The sequence below is a fragment of the Bacillus sp. SD075 genome, assembly GCF_017355165.1.
Classification (GTDB): Bacteria; Bacillota; Bacilli; order Bacillales; family DSM-1321; genus Peribacillus.
Genome location: NZ_JADILK010000001.1, coordinates 107,330 through 124,777 on the forward strand (window position 1 = coordinate 107,330; position 17,448 = coordinate 124,777).

At 42.4% G+C, this 17,448-nt stretch carries 15 protein-coding genes; all 15 read left to right on the top strand.

Annotation, left to right across the window (positions count from 1 at the left end; translation table 11 throughout):
* Positions 1-33 precede the first annotated feature (33 nt).
* Positions 34-1,350 carry an NADP-dependent isocitrate dehydrogenase gene (gene icd, locus IOC57_RS00505; protein ID WP_286184441.1) on the top strand — a complete coding sequence of 439 codons (1,317 nt, stop codon included), beginning with the start codon at positions 34-36 and terminating at the stop codon, positions 1,348-1,350.
* A gap of 125 nt (positions 1,351-1,475) precedes the next feature.
* The gene (mdh, locus tag IOC57_RS00510; protein WP_207436889.1) at positions 1,476-2,411 is read left to right on the top strand and encodes a malate dehydrogenase; all 936 of its coding nucleotides are present in this window, start codon (positions 1,476-1,478) and stop codon (positions 2,409-2,411) included.
* A 247-nt stretch (positions 2,412-2,658) separates the two neighbouring features.
* A complete protein-coding gene (locus IOC57_RS00515) occupies positions 2,659-3,378 on the top strand; it encodes a response regulator transcription factor (RefSeq protein WP_207436890.1) in 720 nt (239 codons plus the stop codon).
* Positions 3,375-5,153 (top strand): two-component system histidine kinase PnpS, encoded by a 1,779-nt coding sequence (gene pnpS, locus IOC57_RS00520; RefSeq protein WP_207436891.1) that lies wholly within the window; start codon positions 3,375-3,377, stop codon positions 5,151-5,153. Before IOC57_RS00515 ends, pnpS begins: the two co-directional genes overlap by 4 nt.
* A 251-nt stretch (positions 5,154-5,404) precedes the next feature.
* The gene (gene hflK, locus IOC57_RS00525) at positions 5,405-6,439 is read left to right on the top strand and encodes an FtsH protease activity modulator HflK (protein WP_207437178.1); all 1,035 of its coding nucleotides are present in this window, start codon (positions 5,405-5,407) and stop codon (positions 6,437-6,439) included.
* On the top strand, positions 6,436-7,368 hold the full coding sequence (gene hflC / locus IOC57_RS00530) for a protease modulator HflC (RefSeq protein ID WP_207436892.1): 933 nt from the start codon (positions 6,436-6,438) through the stop codon (positions 7,366-7,368). The genes hflK and hflC overlap by 4 nt, the downstream gene beginning before the upstream one ends.
* Positions 7,369-7,495: 127 nt before the next feature.
* Complete coding sequence (gene polA / locus IOC57_RS00535; protein WP_207436893.1) at positions 7,496-10,120, top strand: DNA polymerase I; 2,625 nt, start codon at positions 7,496-7,498, stop codon at positions 10,118-10,120.
* A 20-nt stretch (positions 10,121-10,140) separates the two neighbouring features.
* A complete protein-coding gene (mutM, locus tag IOC57_RS00540) occupies positions 10,141-10,971 on the top strand; it encodes a DNA-formamidopyrimidine glycosylase (RefSeq protein WP_207436894.1) in 831 nt (276 codons plus the stop codon).
* A 79-nt stretch (positions 10,972-11,050) separates the two neighbouring features.
* Positions 11,051-11,683: a sporulation membrane protein YtaF gene (ytaF, locus tag IOC57_RS00545; protein WP_207436895.1), complete on the top strand. Its 633-nt coding sequence runs from the start codon at positions 11,051-11,053 to the stop codon at positions 11,681-11,683.
* A gap of 23 nt (positions 11,684-11,706) precedes the next feature.
* Complete coding sequence (gene coaE / locus IOC57_RS00550; protein ID WP_207436896.1) at positions 11,707-12,306, top strand: dephospho-CoA kinase; 600 nt, start codon at positions 11,707-11,709, stop codon at positions 12,304-12,306.
* Positions 12,307-12,465: 159 nt separating this feature from the next.
* Positions 12,466-13,503 carry a glyceraldehyde-3-phosphate dehydrogenase gene (locus IOC57_RS00555; RefSeq protein ID WP_207436897.1) on the top strand — a complete coding sequence of 346 codons (1,038 nt, stop codon included), beginning with the start codon at positions 12,466-12,468 and terminating at the stop codon, positions 13,501-13,503.
* A 354-nt stretch (positions 13,504-13,857) separates the two neighbouring features.
* Positions 13,858-14,238 (top strand): adenosylmethionine decarboxylase, encoded by a 381-nt coding sequence (gene speD / locus IOC57_RS00560; protein ID WP_034311443.1) that lies wholly within the window; start codon positions 13,858-13,860, stop codon positions 14,236-14,238.
* Between the two features lie 270 nt (positions 14,239-14,508).
* Positions 14,509-14,970, top strand: a complete 462-nt coding sequence (gene nrdR, locus IOC57_RS00565; protein ID WP_207436898.1) for a transcriptional regulator NrdR — start codon at positions 14,509-14,511, stop codon at positions 14,968-14,970.
* A gap of 64 nt (positions 14,971-15,034) precedes the next feature.
* Positions 15,035-16,447 carry a replication initiation and membrane attachment family protein gene (locus IOC57_RS00570; protein WP_286184399.1) on the top strand — a complete coding sequence of 471 codons (1,413 nt, stop codon included), beginning with the start codon at positions 15,035-15,037 and terminating at the stop codon, positions 16,445-16,447.
* Positions 16,434-17,372, top strand: a complete 939-nt coding sequence (gene dnaI, locus IOC57_RS00575; RefSeq protein WP_207436900.1) for a primosomal protein DnaI — start codon at positions 16,434-16,436, stop codon at positions 17,370-17,372. Before IOC57_RS00570 ends, dnaI begins: the two co-directional genes overlap by 14 nt.
* Positions 17,373-17,448 lie beyond the last annotated feature (76 nt).

A 17,448-nucleotide genomic window follows, 5' to 3' on the forward strand; every position in this document is an offset into this window, starting at 1 on the left:
GAGTAAAAAAGGTTAGTGGCTCTGCACCATTTAATGGCAGGCCATCTAACCTTTGAATTTGAATCGGAGGTAAGAGACATGACACAAAGCCAAAAAATCACAGTAACTAATGGTGCTCTTAACGTACCAAACAACCCAATCGTTCCTTATATTGAGGGAGACGGAATCGGTCCCGATATCTGGGCTGCAGCATCCCGCGTTTTAGACGCAGCAGTTGAAAAAGCTTACAATGGCGAAAAGAAAATCGAATGGAAAGAAGTTTTGGCTGGACAAAAAGCATTTGACCAAACGGGCGAATGGCTTCCACAAGAAACTCTTGATGTCATTAACGAATATCTAATCGCTATTAAAGGACCTCTTACAACTCCAATCGGTGGCGGTATCCGCTCATTGAACGTTGCATTGCGTCAAGTGTTGGACTTATTCGTATGTCTTCGTCCAGTACGTTACTTTGAAGGTGTACCTTCACCAGTTAAACGTCCAGAAGATACTGACATGGTCATCTTCCGCGAAAACACTGAAGATATCTATGCTGGTATCGAATATGCAAAAGGTTCTGACGAAGCTAAGAAATTAATCGAATTCCTACAAAATGAATTCAGTGTTCAAAATATTCGTTTCCCTGAAACTTCAGGTATCGGAATTAAACCGATTTCCGAAGAAGGAACAAAACGTCTTGTTCGCGCTGCACTTAACTATGCGATCAAAGAAGGCCGTAAATCATTAACGCTTGTTCATAAAGGTAACATCATGAAATTCACGGAAGGTGCATTCAAAACTTGGGGTTATGAAGTTGCAGAACAAGAATTCGCCGATAAAGTGTTCACATGGAACCAATATGACAAAATTAAAGATGCTGAAGGCACTGAAGCTGCTAACAAAGCACAATCTGCTGCTGAAGCTGAAGGAAAAATCATCGTTAAAGATTCCATTGCTGATATCTTCTTACAACAAATCCTGACTCGTCCTAAAGAGTTTGATGTTGTTGCAACAATGAACTTGAACGGAGATTACATTTCTGATGCATTAGCTGCACAAGTTGGCGGAATCGGTATCGCTCCAGGAGCAAACATCAACTACGAAACTGGACATGCCATCTTCGAAGCAACTCACGGAACAGCACCAAAATATGCTGGTCTTGATAAAGTTAACCCATCTTCAGTCCTTCTTTCAGGCGTTCTTTTACTTGAGCACCTTGGCTGGAATGAAGCTGCAAACAGCATCACAAAATCAGTGGAACAAACAATCGCTTCTAAAGTTGTTACATATGACTTTGCCCGCCTAATGGAAGGTGCAACAGAAGTTAAATGTTCTGAGTTCGCAGACGAGCTTATCAAAAACCTTAAATAATTCATTTTATATGCTTTCTGGAAAAGTGCCTGAACGGGCTGCTTTTCCAGAAGGCTTATATATTATTTTCATGAGGATGTTAAAAGTATTCCAAAAGTATGTATATATTTTAAGGAGGAAATAACATGTCTAAACGCAAAAAAATCACTGTGGTAGGTGCTGGGTTCACTGGTGCTACAGCAGCATTCCTAGCAGCTCAAAAAGAACTTGGTGATATCGTTTTAGTTGATATTCCGCAAGCTGAAAACCCTACAAAGGGCAAAGCTCTTGATATGGCGGAAGCAGGACCTGTTCTAGGTTTTGATGCTAACATCATCGGTACATCAGACTATGCAGAAACAGCTGATTCCGATGTAGTGATCATCACTGCCGGAATTGCCCGTAAGCCCGGCATGAGCCGTGACGACTTAGTTCAAACTAACCAAAAGGTTATGAAATCAGTAACTAAAGAAGTAGTTAAATATTCCCCTAATACAACAATCATCGTTTTGACTAACCCTGTAGATGCAATGACTTACACTGTATACAAAGAATCGGGTTTCCCAAAAGAACGCGTTATCGGACAATCGGGTGTTCTTGATACAGCCCGCTTCCGCACTTTCGTAGCTCAAGAATTAAACTTATCCGTTAAAGATGTAACTGGTTTCGTACTTGGCGGACACGGAGACGATATGGTTCCTCTGGTACGTTACTCTTATGCTGGCGGAATTCCTTTGGAAACTTTGATCCCTCAAGATCGTTTAGAAGCAATAGTAGCTCGTACCCGCACTGGCGGCGGAGAAATCGTAAACCTTCTAGGAAACGGAAGCGCCTATTATGCACCAGCTGCATCGCTAGTGGAAATGGCTGAAGCGATCCTTAAAGATCAGCGTCGCGTTCTTCCATCCATTGCGTATCTTGAAGGCGAATACGGATTTGAAGGTATCTACCTTGGAGTGCCGACTGTACTAGGTGCACACGGTATTGAACAAATCATCGAACTTGAATTGACTGAAGCTGAAAAAGCTGCACTTTCAAAATCAGTTGAATCGGTTAAAGCAGTGATGCAAGTCCTTCAATAATAGATCATGACCACTGTCCGGATTTTGGAAGAAAAGGCCGAAGCCTATTTCCAACTCCGGGCAGTTTTTTTATCCGCTGTAAAGACCACTTTAACTATCCGTGGACTTATAAACTCCCTGCTGCAGATAAGAATAACTTTCTTTCCGTTTTTTTATGTGTAAATTTCATATAATATTCTTTATAATGGAATTGGATGAGTAGACCAAGAATTGGTCTTTTGGGTAATACATAATTCAGGAGGATCTAATGTCAAAGAAAATTCTCGTAGTGGATGATGAACAATCAATAGTTACCTTACTTCAGTACAATTTAGAACAATCAGGCTATTCGGTAATCACAGCTTTGGATGGAGAACAAGGGCTGGAAGCTGCCGTGGATATACGCCCCGATTTAGTCGTATTGGATTTGATGCTTCCCAAAATGGACGGGCTTGAAGTATGTAAGCAGCTTCGACAGCAAAAAATCAATATACCGATCTTGATGCTGACAGCTAAGGACGATGAATTTGACAAGGTGCTGGGACTTGAACTAGGGGCGGATGATTACTTGACCAAGCCATTTAGCCCTAGGGAGGTAGTTGCCCGGATTAAAGCGATTTTAAGAAGATCCCAGTTACAATCGAACGGCAGCGAGTCAAGTCAGGATCAGGAAGATGGTCTCTTGAAATTAGGGGAATTGAAAGTGTTCCCGGAACGATACGAAGCATTCTTTGATGAACAGCAATTAGAATTGACTCCAAAGGAATTTGAATTACTTTTATACTTGGCGAAGAATAAAGGAAGAGTGCTGACCAGGGATCAACTGCTCAGTGCGGTATGGAATTATGATTTCGCGGGAGACTCACGGATCGTCGATGTCCATATTAGCCATCTTCGTGAAAAAATAGAGAAAGATACAAAAAAACCACTCTATATTAAAACGATAAGGGGCTTAGGGTATAAGCTTGAGGAGCCTAAAAAAGAATGACGACCTATCGTAAAAAGCTCTTATATACCCTCATCACATTGGTGATGGTCGTCCTGATGGCCGTGGGCTTTTTATTAGGGCACTTGTTCAAAAGTTATTATATAAAAACGTTCAATGAGCGTATACAGAATGAAACATTTTTCATTTCTACATATATTCAGGAACATGGCGGGATCGAGTCCTTTTTGGAAAAAGGGAAGACGGCAAAACTTACACCCCTTTTAGATTCGAATTTAACCATTCTTTCCACGAATGGGGAAATATTATACGATTCCACATCATCCAATGAAATACTTAAAAGCCATGCCAATGTCCTTCGTAAAATAACTTTGGAAAAAGGGCTTAAGCATGGGGAAGGGTATGAAGTGGTCGAAGGGGAAGCGGACGTTCATTATTATTGGAAGACGGTTGAAAAGAATGGAGAAATTGAAGGCTTTGTCGTTCATAGCAATGAAATAGAGGCCATCCATCAAGTGAATAAACAAATGTGGCAAATATTGATCATTTGTTTAGGGGTTGCCTTGATCATCATTCTCATGCTTGCGAGCAAAATCACTTCATACTATACCCGTCCGATCGAGGAGGCGACGATGGCAGCCATTGAACTGGCAAAAGGGAATTATGGAACCCGGACATTCGGGCGGCATTCCGATGAAACGGGAATGCTGACAACTTCCTTGAACATATTGGCGAGGAATCTTCAGGAAACAGAGATAGCGAGTAAAATGAATCAGGATCGTTTGGAAACACTTGTTGAAAATATCGGGAGTGGTGTCTTGCTGATAGACAACAAAGGGTATACCACCTTAATCAACCGGGAATTCAAGAAAAGTTTCCATGTGAATTCCGCTACATTTTTGTTTCAGGAATATTATTCAGTCATTAAAGATCAGCAAGTGATAGCCATCATCGAAGAGATCTTTCGAACGGAAAAAACGATTAAACGGCAGGTGAAGATACCGCTTTCCATAGAACGTAAGCATTTTGAGATTTACGGGGCCCCCATAATCGGGAATCATGATGAATGGAAAGGGATCCTCCTCATTTTCCATGATATCACCGAATTGAAAAGGCTCGAGCAGATGCGGAAGGATTTCGTGGCTAATGTTTCCCATGAATTGAGAACCCCGATCACTTCCATCAAAGGCTTTTCTGAAACATTATTAGACGGCGCCTTAAAAGACGAAAAGACCTTAAAGCACTTTTTATCGATTATCCTGAAAGAAAGTGATCGGCTGCAAGAACTCATTCAGGAGCTTCTGAATTTATCCAAGATGGAGCAACAGGAATTCGTTTTAAACGCAGGGGTTGTGGATATTACGAAAGTGCTTGGCGAAATACAAGAGATGCTTATAGGTAAACTGAAGGAAAAAGAAGTATCCCTTGAAATTAAGGCATCACAGGAACCAGTATTCATTGAAGGGGAATCTGACAGGATCAAACAAGTTTTCATCAATTTGATTACGAACGCATTGACCTATACTCCAAATGGCGGCAGGGTCACCGTTGATATCCTTGAAAATGAACAGACGGTCGATATTGCCGTTCAAGACAGCGGGATCGGCATCGAGGAAAAAGAATTGCCGAGGATCTTTGAACGATTTTATCGGATCGATAAGGCGAGGAGCCGCGATTCAGGAGGAACGGGCATTGGACTGGCAATCGTCAAGCATATAATAGAAGTACATAAAGGTAAAATCAATGTGGAAAGCACACCTGGAACCGGGACGACCTTTACAGTCACTTTAAATAAAAGTTTAAAAGGACAAATGTAGCGGGTTTCTTATTTACATGTCCTTTACAATTCCTTAAAACGGACTTCATAATGCAGGGGTACAATGGTTGTACAACCCCTCATCCAAGGAGTTAAACATTGACAGAGACATAGTCTCTGTCTTTAATTTTGGCTATGTTCCCCGGGAACCATTCATCTATCCTATTTTTCTAGGAAAATATTTGATTTTCATGAAACTTTAGGCCCTTTCTTGCGTAAATAAGATATAACGGCAAAGAAGGGGTGATATATATCGTTAGCTTAAAAAGGATATATACGATTACAGGACTTGTCTTTCTCATTTTAATTTTAGGTGTAGTTGCGGTATCGACCTGGTACACGGTGGATGAATCCGATCAAGCTGTCATAATGACATTTGGTAAAGTGGAGCAGACGATAACGGAACCAGGACTTCACTTTAAACTGCCTTGGCCTATTCAATCGGTCGAGAAATTATCCAAAGAAACATTCAGTCTTAAATTTGGATATAAGGAAGAGGATGGAGAGGTGACGGATTACCCGAGTGAGACCAAAATGATTACGGGTGATGAAAATATTGTACTGGCCGACCTGGTGGTTCAGTGGAAAATCACCGACCCTCCAAAATATCTATACAATGCAGATGATCCAGAAAAAATATTATTCGATACGACTTCAGCTGCATTGCGGAGCATTATCGGCAGCACGAAAATCGATGATGCCCTTACATCCGGTAAAGCGCAAATCGAAGCGGATGTACGCGATTTATTGTCTCAGCTAATGGAGAAATATGATGTCGGGATTTCCATATCTGCGGTTAAACTCCAGGACGTGGAATTACCGAATGAAGAAGTGCGGAAAGCATTCACCAATGTAACGGATGCCCGTGAAACGGCGAATACGAAAATCAACGAAGCGGATAAATATGAAAATAAACGTATGAATGAAGCGGAAGGGGAAAAAGATGCCCTCATTTCCCAGGCTAATGGGGATAAAGCCGCCCGTACGGAAGCTGCCCGCGGAGATGTAGCGGTCTTTGAAAAATTACTCAGTGAGTATAAGGGAAATAAGGGGATTACGAAGGACCGCCTTATGATTGAGACCCTTGAGGAAGTATTGCCGAATGCAGAGATTTATATTATGAATGATGATGGAAACACAATGAAGTACTTGCCGCTTCGCTCCCTTGAAAAGGAGGAAACGAAAAAAACTCCTGCCCTTGATGATGCCACTATACCTGAAGAAGAAACGAAAAAAGGGAATGTAGCGGAAGAAAAAGCGACAGGGGAAGGGGGCACTAAACAATGAGCGGAAAAATAATAGATTTCTCTGAGCTGAAAAAAGGTGATTTTCATTGGAGGGGCTATATGAGAATCGGCATTTTCCTGATTATTTTCATCATGTTGCTGCTGATCATCCTCACCAATGTATATATCGTCAAAGAGGGCGAATACAAAGTCGTCCGCCAATTCGGTGAGGTGGTAAGGATCGATAAGACCCCGGGATTGAAGGCGAAGGTGCCATTCATTCAGAGTGTCGAGACCTTGCCGAAGTATCAGATGAGTTCTGATGTTTCCGAAGCGGAAATCAATACGAAAGATAAAAAGCGGATGCTGATCGATAACTATGCAGTTTGGAGAATTGAAGATCCGAAGAAATTGATTACAAATGCAAGGACACTTGAGAATGCCGAAACGAAAATGGAAGAGTTCATCTATTCGGCAGTTCGTTCAGAGCTGGGCCAGCTGAATTATGATGAAATCATCAACGATGAGAAGTCATCCCGTGGAAGTTTAAACGACCGCATAACGGAAAAAGTCAACGATCTGCTGCAAAAGGACAATTATGGCATCAGCTTGACGGATGTCCGGATAAAGCGGACTGACTTGCCGGCCGAAAATGAAGCATCCGTCTTCAAGAGGATGATTTCCGAACGGGAATCGAAAGCGCAGGAATATCTATCCAAAGGTGATGCGAAGAAAAACCGTATCATTGCGGATACTGATCGGAAAGTGAAAGAATTGCTCTCGACTGCAGAGGCCGATGCAGAAGTGATCAGGGCTGAAGGAGAAGGGGAAGCAGCGAAAATCTATAATAAGTCGTTTTCCAAAGACCCTGAATTCTATAAACTATACCGGACTCTTGAATCCTACAAAAAAACGATTGGAGATCAAACGGTCATCGTTCTGCCTTCAGATTCCCCTTATGCCAGTTTGTTAATGGGAAATACTAAATAACCGCGTAGCCGTCATTTTTCTTTCCGCTTCTACTCATGGTAGAATAGAGAGAGAAAATGAACGGCTTTTTGCGTTTTAATATAGAAGCTAAAATTACATAAACCTGTATGACTGGAGGAAGACGGATTTGGATAAAAAGTTAGTACTCATAGATGGAAACAGCATTGCATACCGTGCGTTTTTTGCGCTTCCGCTCTTGAATAATGATAAGGGTGTCCATACGAATTCCGTGTACGGATTCACCATGATGCTCAACCGCATTCTTGAAGAAGAAAAGCCAACGCACATACTTGTGGCATTCGATGCGGGTAAAACGACATTCAGGCATGCATCATTTAAAGAATATAAGGGAGGGCGCCAAAAAACGCCGCCAGAATTATCTGAGCAATTCCCTTTCATTCGCGAGCTGCTCGATTGTTTTCAAATAAAAAGGTATGAACTGGAGAACTACGAAGCCGATGATATTATCGGTACGCTATCATTACAAGCGGAAAAAGATGGCTTTGAAGTGAAGGTCATTTCCGGTGATAAGGATTTAACACAATTATCCTCCCCTAGTACGACGGTTTCGATCACGAAAAAGGGGATTACTGAAATTGAAGAATACACTCCTAAGCATATACATGAAAAATACGGTCTTTCCCCTTTACAGATCATTGATTTAAAAGGGCTGATGGGGGATGCCTCCGACAATATTCCCGGTATACCGGGTGTTGGTGAAAAGACGGCCCTTAAATTATTGCATCAATTTGAAACGGTTGAAAACCTGCTGCAGTCGATTGATGAGGTAAGCGGACAAAAATTGAAAGAGAAAATAGAAGAACATAAAGACTTGGCCCTGTTAAGCAAAGAGCTGGCTACAATCACGAGGGAAGCGCCACTGGAAGTTTCCGTGCACGAGACCGAGTACACTGGCATGGATCAGGAGCGAGTCATCTCGTTCTATAAAGAGCTTGGCTTCTCGACTTTGCTTGATAAATTGGATGTAACGGAAAGTGTACCGCTTGAACAGGAGAAAATAGAGGTGCATACGGCTGAAATGACAGAAGGTATGTTTGCAGATGAAAGTGCATTGTATGTTGAAATTTTAGAAGATAATTATCATCGTGCAGATATAATCGGGATTGCCATCAGTAATGAGCAAGGTCATTTTTACTTCCATGGAGATGATGCTCTGAATTCCGGCGCATTTAAATCCTGGGCAGAGGATGAAACAAAAAAGAAGACGGTTTTCGATGCTAAGCGTACGGTTGTGGCATTGCGTCATCGAGGAGTAGAAATAAAAGGCATCGATTTTGATGTGTTTTTAGCATCCTATATCCTGGATCCGGCAGAGTCAGTGGACGAAGTCGCAGAAATCACGAAAACTCAAGGGGCTATCCGGCTTGAAACGGATGATGTTTTTTATGGAAAAGGTGCAAAACGCAAGATACCTGAGGAAGCGGAATTGAGGGAGCATATTGCCAGAAAATCGAAGGCGATCCTTTCTCTGAAAGAACCAATGATTGATAAGCTGCAAGAGTTCGAGCAACTTCACCTATTTACGGAACTGGAGCTGCCTCTGTCGATCATCCTGGCCAATATGGAATGGCAGGGAATCAAGGTGGATATAGGCCGACTGAAAAACATGGGACAGGAATTGGCCATTCGCTTAAGAAACATCGAAGCCCGTATCTTTGATTTGGCTGGAGAGGCTTTCAATATCAATTCACCTAAACAGCTAGGGGCCATCCTGTTTGAAAAGTTGGAGCTACCGGTCATGAAGAAAACCAAAACAGGTTATTCGACGTCAGCCGATGTGCTGGAGAAACTGGAGAGCAAGCACGATATCGTTAAGGAAATACTCCTGTATCGCCAACTTGGTAAGCTGCAATCCACTTATATTGAAGGGTTGCTTAAAGTGGTCAATGGCATGACGGACAAGGTGCATACGCGGTTCAACCAAGCATTGACCCAGACCGGCCGGTTAAGTTCTACAGATCCCAACCTTCAGAATATCCCGATCAGACTGGAAGAAGGAAGGAAAATCAGGCAGGCCTTCATTCCTTCCGAAAGGGATTGGATCATTTTTGCTGCCGACTACTCTCAGATCGAGTTACGCGTCCTGGCGCATATCGCCAATGACAGCGGATTGGTGGAAGCATTCCAGGCAGGGATGGACATCCATACGAGGACAGCAATGGATGTATTTCATGTATCGGCAGAGCAGGTCACTTCGAACATGAGGCGCCAGGCCAAAGCGGTCAACTTCGGAATCGTTTATGGTATAAGTGACTACGGACTATCGCAAAGTCTTGGCATCACGAGAAAAGAAGCCGGAGAGTTCATCGAGAAGTATTTAAGAAGCTTTCCTGGTGTTCAGGAGTATATGGAAGAAAGTATACATGAAGCCCGACAAAAGGGGTATAGCACGACTCTAATGCAAAGAAGGCGCTATATACCTGAGATAACAAGCAGGAATTTCAACATCAGGAGCTTTGCCGAACGGACAGCGATGAACACGCCGATTCAAGGCAGTGCCGCGGATATCATCAAGCTTGCCATGATTAACATGAATAGGCGCCTGAAAAAGGAAGGGCTTAAAACGAGAATGCTTCTTCAAGTGCATGATGAATTGATTTTTGAAACTCCTCCTGAGGAACTCGAAATCCTTAAAGTGATCGTTCCGGAGGAAATGGAAAATGCCATTGAATTGAATGTGCCCCTTAAAGTGGATTATGCTTTCGGGCCAACATGGTTTGATGCCAAATAATAAAAAGATAGGTGATTGCAATGCCAGAACTTCCAGAAGTGGAAACAGTCAGAAGAACGTTAGAACAGCTCGTACTTGGAAAAGAGATCAAGGAAGTGTCCGTTTTCTGGCCAAAGATCATCAAAGCGCCTGAGCCAGTCGAACAGTTTCAGGATGCTTTAAGAGGGCAGACGATCCAGGCAATAGGCCGTCGGGGCAAGTTCCTCATTTTTACTTTGGATGATTATTCGATGGTTTCGCATTTAAGGATGGAGGGGAAATACGGCGTCCATCCAAAAGAGGAGCCGTATGATAAGCATACACATGTGATCTTCACTTTCACGGATGGCAGTGAACTTCGGTACAGGGATGTCCGGAAATTCGGAACGATGCATCTATTTGCAAAAGGGGAAGAACGTGAGCGGTTGCCCCTGTTGCACTTAGGGCCTGAACCTTTATCTGAAGATTTTACTGTCGAGGGGCTTAGTGCGAAGTTGGCAAGGACCAACAGGAAAATCAAGCCCGTTCTCCTTGATCAAACGGTTGTCGTTGGGATCGGGAATATATATGTGGACGAGTCGTTATTCCGTTCCGGTATCCATCCTGAGAGAATTGCATCTTCCCTCTCATTGGAGGAAATCAAAACGTTGCATGCGGAAATCATCGCAACGTTGAGAGAAGCTGTGGAAAAAGGCGGTAGTACGATCCGTTCATACATTAATTCCCAAGGGCAGATTGGCATGTTTCAGTTGGAACTGAATGTTTATGGACGAAAGGGCGAAAACTGCAAATCATGCGGCACACCCCTTGAAAAACTGGTTGTTGCAGGACGCGGCACACATATTTGCCCGTTATGCCAGCCTCTAAAATAGGTAATGTTTTTTCAAACACATCGGATGGGCTCCTTCCATATACTAGGGTAGCAACGAGAATGGAAGGAGTAATATTCCGATGTGGCTACAAATTATTTTTCTCGCTTTTGCAGTTAGTATTGACGGGTTTGGCGTAGGTTTGACATTCGGTATGCGGAAGATGAAAATCCCCTTAAGGTCAATAGCGGTCATCTCAGTTTGTTCTGCATTGAGTTTAGGTATAGCGATGGTCATCGGACAATTCATCAGTCAGCTCATATCTATCGGGGCTGCTGAAAAAACGGGTGGCATCATCCTCATTTTTCTTGGAGCCTGGATGGTGTACCAGTATTTTAAGCCTGAAAAAGATCTAAAAGATGATAGATACCATGAAAAGATCATCTTTAATTTTGAAATTAAGTCACTTGGGGTAGCCATTAATATTTTACAAAAACCATTGAATGCCGATTTTGATAAATCAGGTACGATAACGGGTGTTGAAGCCCTTGTTCTGGGGTTCGCACTCTCGCTGGATGCGTTCGGGGCCGGAGTTGGTGCGGCTATGATCGGGATTTCACCGATTATCCTTGCAGGGTGCATCGCTAGTATGAGTTCGATTTTCATTTGGAGCGGTCTTCAAAGCGGGAAATTGCTTTCGAATAATAAACTTGTCCAGCATTTGACCTTTCTTCCAGGTGTACTATTGATTCTCATCGGTTTATTCAAATTATGAAACATGGTTAAAAGGGGGAGCTTATGGGACAAATCATCGGAATCACCGGAGGCATCGCCAGTGGGAAAAGCAGTGTCAGCCTCTATCTACAGGAATTAGGATTCACGATTGTCGATGCAGATATGGCTTCCCGTGCTGTCGTTGAGCCAGGTGAGGAAGCCTATCATCAAGTTGTGAAGGCATTTGGTGAAGATATCTTATTGGCGGATGGGAATATAGATCGCGTAAAGCTCGGATCGATCATATTCCATGATGAGGAAAAGAGATTGCTATTGAATGGCATCGTGCATCCTGCCGTCAGGAATTGGATGCGCCTTAAAACGGAAACGGCACTATCATCAGGGGAAGAAACGGTGTTCATGGATATTCCGCTCCTGTTCGAAAGCAAGCTGACATCCATGGTGGAAAAGACGCTTTTGGTATATGTGGATGAGCAAGTTCAATTGCAACGTTTAATGAAAAGGAATGGTCTTTCGGAGACGGAGGCACTTGCACGGATCAATTCGCAAATGCCCTTGGCCGATAAAAAGGCTTTAGCGGATGCCGTCATCGATAATAACGGGGACATTGATGAAACGAAGAGGCAAGTGAAGTCCATACTTAGCGAATGGCATGTCATATAATTATGCTGAAAAGAAGAAACCGGCAGGTTTCTTCTTTTTATGTTGAAAAAATGAGAACAATCCGCATTTTTATTAGCACAATACCATTGAATTATGTTATACTAATTACATGAGAAGGGTAATAAGTATAACACTAATATTTTCTGGAGGGTCCGAACAATGAATTCAAGAATAGCGATTAACGGATTTGGGAGAATTGGAAGAATGGTTTTCCGAAAGGCCATATTAGATGAGAGTTTGGACATTGTTGCCATTAATGCAAGCTATCCAGCTGAAACTTTAGCACACTTACTAAAATATGATACGATACATGGTAAATTCGACGGTATCATTATAGCGGAAGATGATTCACTTGTAGTGAATGGCCGCCGAGTAAAACTAATAAATAACCGCGATCCAAAGCTATTGCCTTGGAGAGAGATGAAAATAGATATTGTAATTGAAGCCACGGGCAAATTCAATGATCGTTCTAAAGCGGCTCTTCATTTGGATGCAGGAGCAAAAAGAGTTATTTTATCAGCGCCGGGCAAAAATGAAGACGTTACCATTGTAATGGGAGTAAATCAGGAAGTGCTGGAAATTGACAAGCATTTCGTCATATCCAATGCATCGTGTACAACCAACTGTCTTGGACCGGTTGCAAAAGTGCTTGATGAAAAATTCGGCATAAACAACGGTTTAATGACAACGATACATTCTTATACAAATGATCAAAATAATATCGATAACCCGCACAAGGACTTAAGACGTGCCCGTGCCGCTGCAGAAAGCATCATTCCTACGACTACAGGAGCTGCAAAAGCCATTTCGCTAGTGTTGCCGCAATTAAAAGGCAAGCTTCATGGTATGGCAATACGCGTACCGACACCTAACGTATCTTTAGTCGATCTTGTTGTGGATTTAAACTGTGATGTCACGATTGATGAAGTGAACCAAGCCTTCATCGATGCTTCAGAAAATGAACTCAAAGGAATTATGGAATTCACGATGGAACCTTTAGTTTCCAGTGATTTCAAAACGAATCCTCATTCTGCAATCATCGATGGTTTGACGACGATGATGATTGGGGACAGGAAAGTGAAAGTCCTTGCATGGTATGATAATGAGTGGGGTTACTCCAACCGGGTAGTGGACCTTGTGAAATTGGTTGGATCCGAGTTGAAAAAAACTTCCGAAGTCGAATTATCAGTCAAATAATGAAGAAATCGAGCCTGCTAAAATTTTTTAGCGGGCTATTTTTAATTCTGTGATTAATCAAATTCTGGCTGCTTTATGGCACTGAATAAACAAGTAACAGAATTTTCTCTTCTTTTGAACCTTTGCTATATCCCCATTACATATAAAGTTTATCTACCCGAAAATTCAATTTGGAGTTGCAAAAAAAATTCAAACCATATATACTATGAATCGTGAACTTCTTCAAAAGAGGTTTGCATGATGGCTACTTAAAGGGTTAGGACCTCTTTGGACTAACTTTCCCCCGTGGTAGTTATCAGAACTTATTTTTAAATCATGGTAAGGGGGAAGCTTAATATGGAAACAGCTTACACTATGGAAACAATGGGTAGACATGTCATCTCTGAACTTTGGGGTTGTGACTTTGAAAAACTGAACAATATCGATTTAATTGAAAAGATTTTTGTTGATGCTGCTTTGAAATCAGGTGCTGAGGTACGAGAAGTTGCCTTTCACAAATTTGCTCCACAAGGGGTCAGCGGGGTTGTCATCATTTCTGAATCACACTTAACGATTCACAGTTTTCCAGAACACGGCTATGCGAGCATCGATGTCTATACATGCGGTAACTTGGATCCGAATATTGCGGCAGATTATATTGCAGAAGCTTTGAATGCGCAAACACGTGAAAACATAGAATTACCACGTGGATTAGGTCCTGTACAAATGAAAAAAGCCAATATAAGTGCCCTATAAAAAACACGTATACACAGAGATGCCATGGGTGCATCTCTTTTTTAATGCAATGAATCGGCAGTCTGCTCCGCTTTAGAGGAGAGGATTGCCTTATAGCACAAAGACCTAGGCAACGGTGCTTCAAGGGCTGAACAAAAAGTGCCTGCTGCTGGAAGTTACACTTTTTACTTGTACTGGCCGTTCCTTTTAATATAAGATTAAGATAGAGAAGTAATTCCTTGGGGAACATTTAGATAGGGGAGTCCTACATAAAATACGGAGCTGATAATGATGAAATGCCCATCATGTCAATATAACGGAACAAGAGTGCTCGATTCCAGGCCAGTCGATGAAAGTAAATCGATTCGACGACGCCGTGAATGTGAGGCATGTAGTTTTCGGTTCACGACATTTGAAAAGGTGGAGGAAACACCGCTTATTGTAGTGAAAAAGGGCGGTACACGGGAAGAGTTCAGTCGTGATAAAATCCTGCGTGGCTTAATCAGGGCTTGCGAAAAACGTCCGGTTCCCTTGAAGGAACTAGAGCAAATTACCAGTTATGTAGAAAAAGAACTACGCAACCAGGGCATATCGGAAGTGAAAAGCGACAGTGTCGGCGAAATGGTAATGGACAAGCTGGCAGAAGTCGATGAGGTTGCCTATGTAAGGTTCGCATCCGTCTATCGGCAATTTAAAGATATCAATGTCTTTATTGATGAATTGAAAGATTTAATAAATAAAGAAAGAAAGTAGAGCTGAAGATTTACTTTGGCTCTTTTTTCACTACATCTTTTGAAAGGTTTGAATGGAGATGTCAATGCATTGGCAAGAATTGCTCCCAGCGGATTCATATTTGGTCTCATCTGCGGGGCTGCTTCATGATTATGATCGGAAAATACTTACCCGACTATATCAACCTCTTATTGGACCTATCTGCATAAGCCTATATATGACGTTATGGAGTGAGTTGGAGGAAAACAGGCTATGGTCGGAAACCTCCTCGCATTATCAATTAATGAATACCATCGGCCTTAAGTTAGGTGATATTTACGAAGCACGCCTTTTACTTGAGGGAATCGGCCTGTTGAATGTATATAAGAAATCGAATAATGAAACGAAGGAATTTATCTATGAGTTAAACCCGCCGCTTTCCCCCCAGCAGTTTTTCACGGATGGAATGCTGAATATTTACTTATACAAAAAAATCGGTAAAGCGCAATTCAATCGGTTAAAAAGGTTCTTTTGTGATGACCATATCTTAACCGATCAATATGAAGGTGTGACTAAATCTTTTGCGGAAGTATTCTCATCAGATCATTTGGACTCTTTATATGTAACGGATGAAGCGAAAAACGAATGGAAACCGATGCCTGAACAGCAATTCATCGATCGGGCGGAAGGCGTCGAGCCATCGGGATTTGACGACTTATTTGATTTTGACCTGCTATTTGCCGGAATGAAATCCTCGATCGTGCCGAAAAAGGCCTTTACTACGAAAATGAAAAGTACGATTGCCAAACTTGCCTTTTTATATGGGATTGATCCGCTGGAAATGCAAAAACTAGTAATGGATGCCGTTTCATTGGATGATGAGATCGATGAGGAAGTACTTAGAAAGGCGGCAAGGGACTGGTATCAGATTGAACGGCAGGCTGATATGCCTTCACTTGTCAATCGGGTGCAGCCAATTCGTGAACGGACACAAAAAGAAGAACCGAAAACACAGGAACAAGAGTTAATCCGTCATTTGGAGACGATTTCTCCAAGGGAGCGGCTGATGCAATTGTCTGGCGGTGCAGAGCCATCAAGCAGTGATTTGAAAGTGGTTGAGGGCGTGATGATCAATCAAAAGCTTAATCCTGGTGTCGTTAATGTCTTGATTGAATATGTCATGCTCAAAACGGATATGAAGTTTACGAAGGGGTATGTGGAAAAGCTGGCGGGCCATTGGGCACGGCTGAAGGTCTCTACTGTCGTCGAGGCTATGGAATTAGCTAAAAATGAACATAGGAAATACCAGGACTGGGCTCAAGGAAGCAGGAATGCTAAGGGCAGCAGCCGAAAAAAAGCGATACGGGAAGAAGTGGTTCCGGAGTGGCTTGAGAAAAAAGAAGAAGTCCAGCAGGAGCAGAATGCAGATCAGCCTGAATTGAACGCCCAGAAACGCGAGCTTCAGGAGAGATGGAAGCAGTGGAAAGCAGGAGGTGAAATGAACGATGGAAAAGATTAATAGATCCCTTAATAAATTGGCCAATACAAATCAATTTCAACAGCGATATGAAAAGCTTAAACAGGAGATTTTTGAAGACGAACAAGTGCGGTTATTTTTGAATGCCAACAGTTCGACGGTCACGAAGGAAATGATTGATAAAAATTTGGGGAAGCTTTATGAGTTCACTTCACAAAGCAATAAGTGTGATAAATGTCCAAGCTTGAATGGCTGCATCAATATGATGCAAGGGTATTATCCCAAATTGGTGGTTCAAGGGAAGGCCCTGAACCTGCATTATGAAATCTGCCCGCGGAAATTGGCAGAGGATGAAAAGCGGAAACGTGAAAAATTGATCCGCAGCCTATATGTACCGAAGGATATTTTAAAGGCGACCATTGAGGACTTTACCCAGACGGATAATGAAAACAAACGCTTGGATGTTTTAAGTAAGGCGATTTCGTTCATTATGGAATATGAGCCAGGTAAAAGGCAAAAAGGCTTATATATATATGGGAAATTCGGTGTTGGGAAAACGTACTTATTAGGTGCGATTGCCAATGAACTTGCAGAAAGGCAAATTTCCTCCCTTATTGTCTATGTCCCTGACTACTTGAGGGAACTTAAGGGATCGATAGGTGATAATACGGTCAATGAAAAAATCGAGATGGTGAAAATGGCACCTGTCCTCATGCTGGATGATATTGGAGCGGAGTCCATGACGAGCTGGGGACGCGATGAGGTTTTTGGCCCGATTTTGCAATTTAGGATGCTGGAAAACCTGCCGACGTTTTTCACTTCGAATTTTGACTTGAATGGCCTGGAGAACCACCTAACCTTTTCACAGCGTGGTGAGAAGGAAGAAGTGAAGGCGGCCAGAGTACTGGAAAGAATTCAATATTTGGCGGAGCCGGTCAAGCTTGATGGCGTGAATCGGAGAAGATGAAGAAAAGTGGTCTCTTAACGGAGGTCACTTTTTTCTTCTTACAAGGCCCATCCTACTTCTAAACACGCCCCCATCC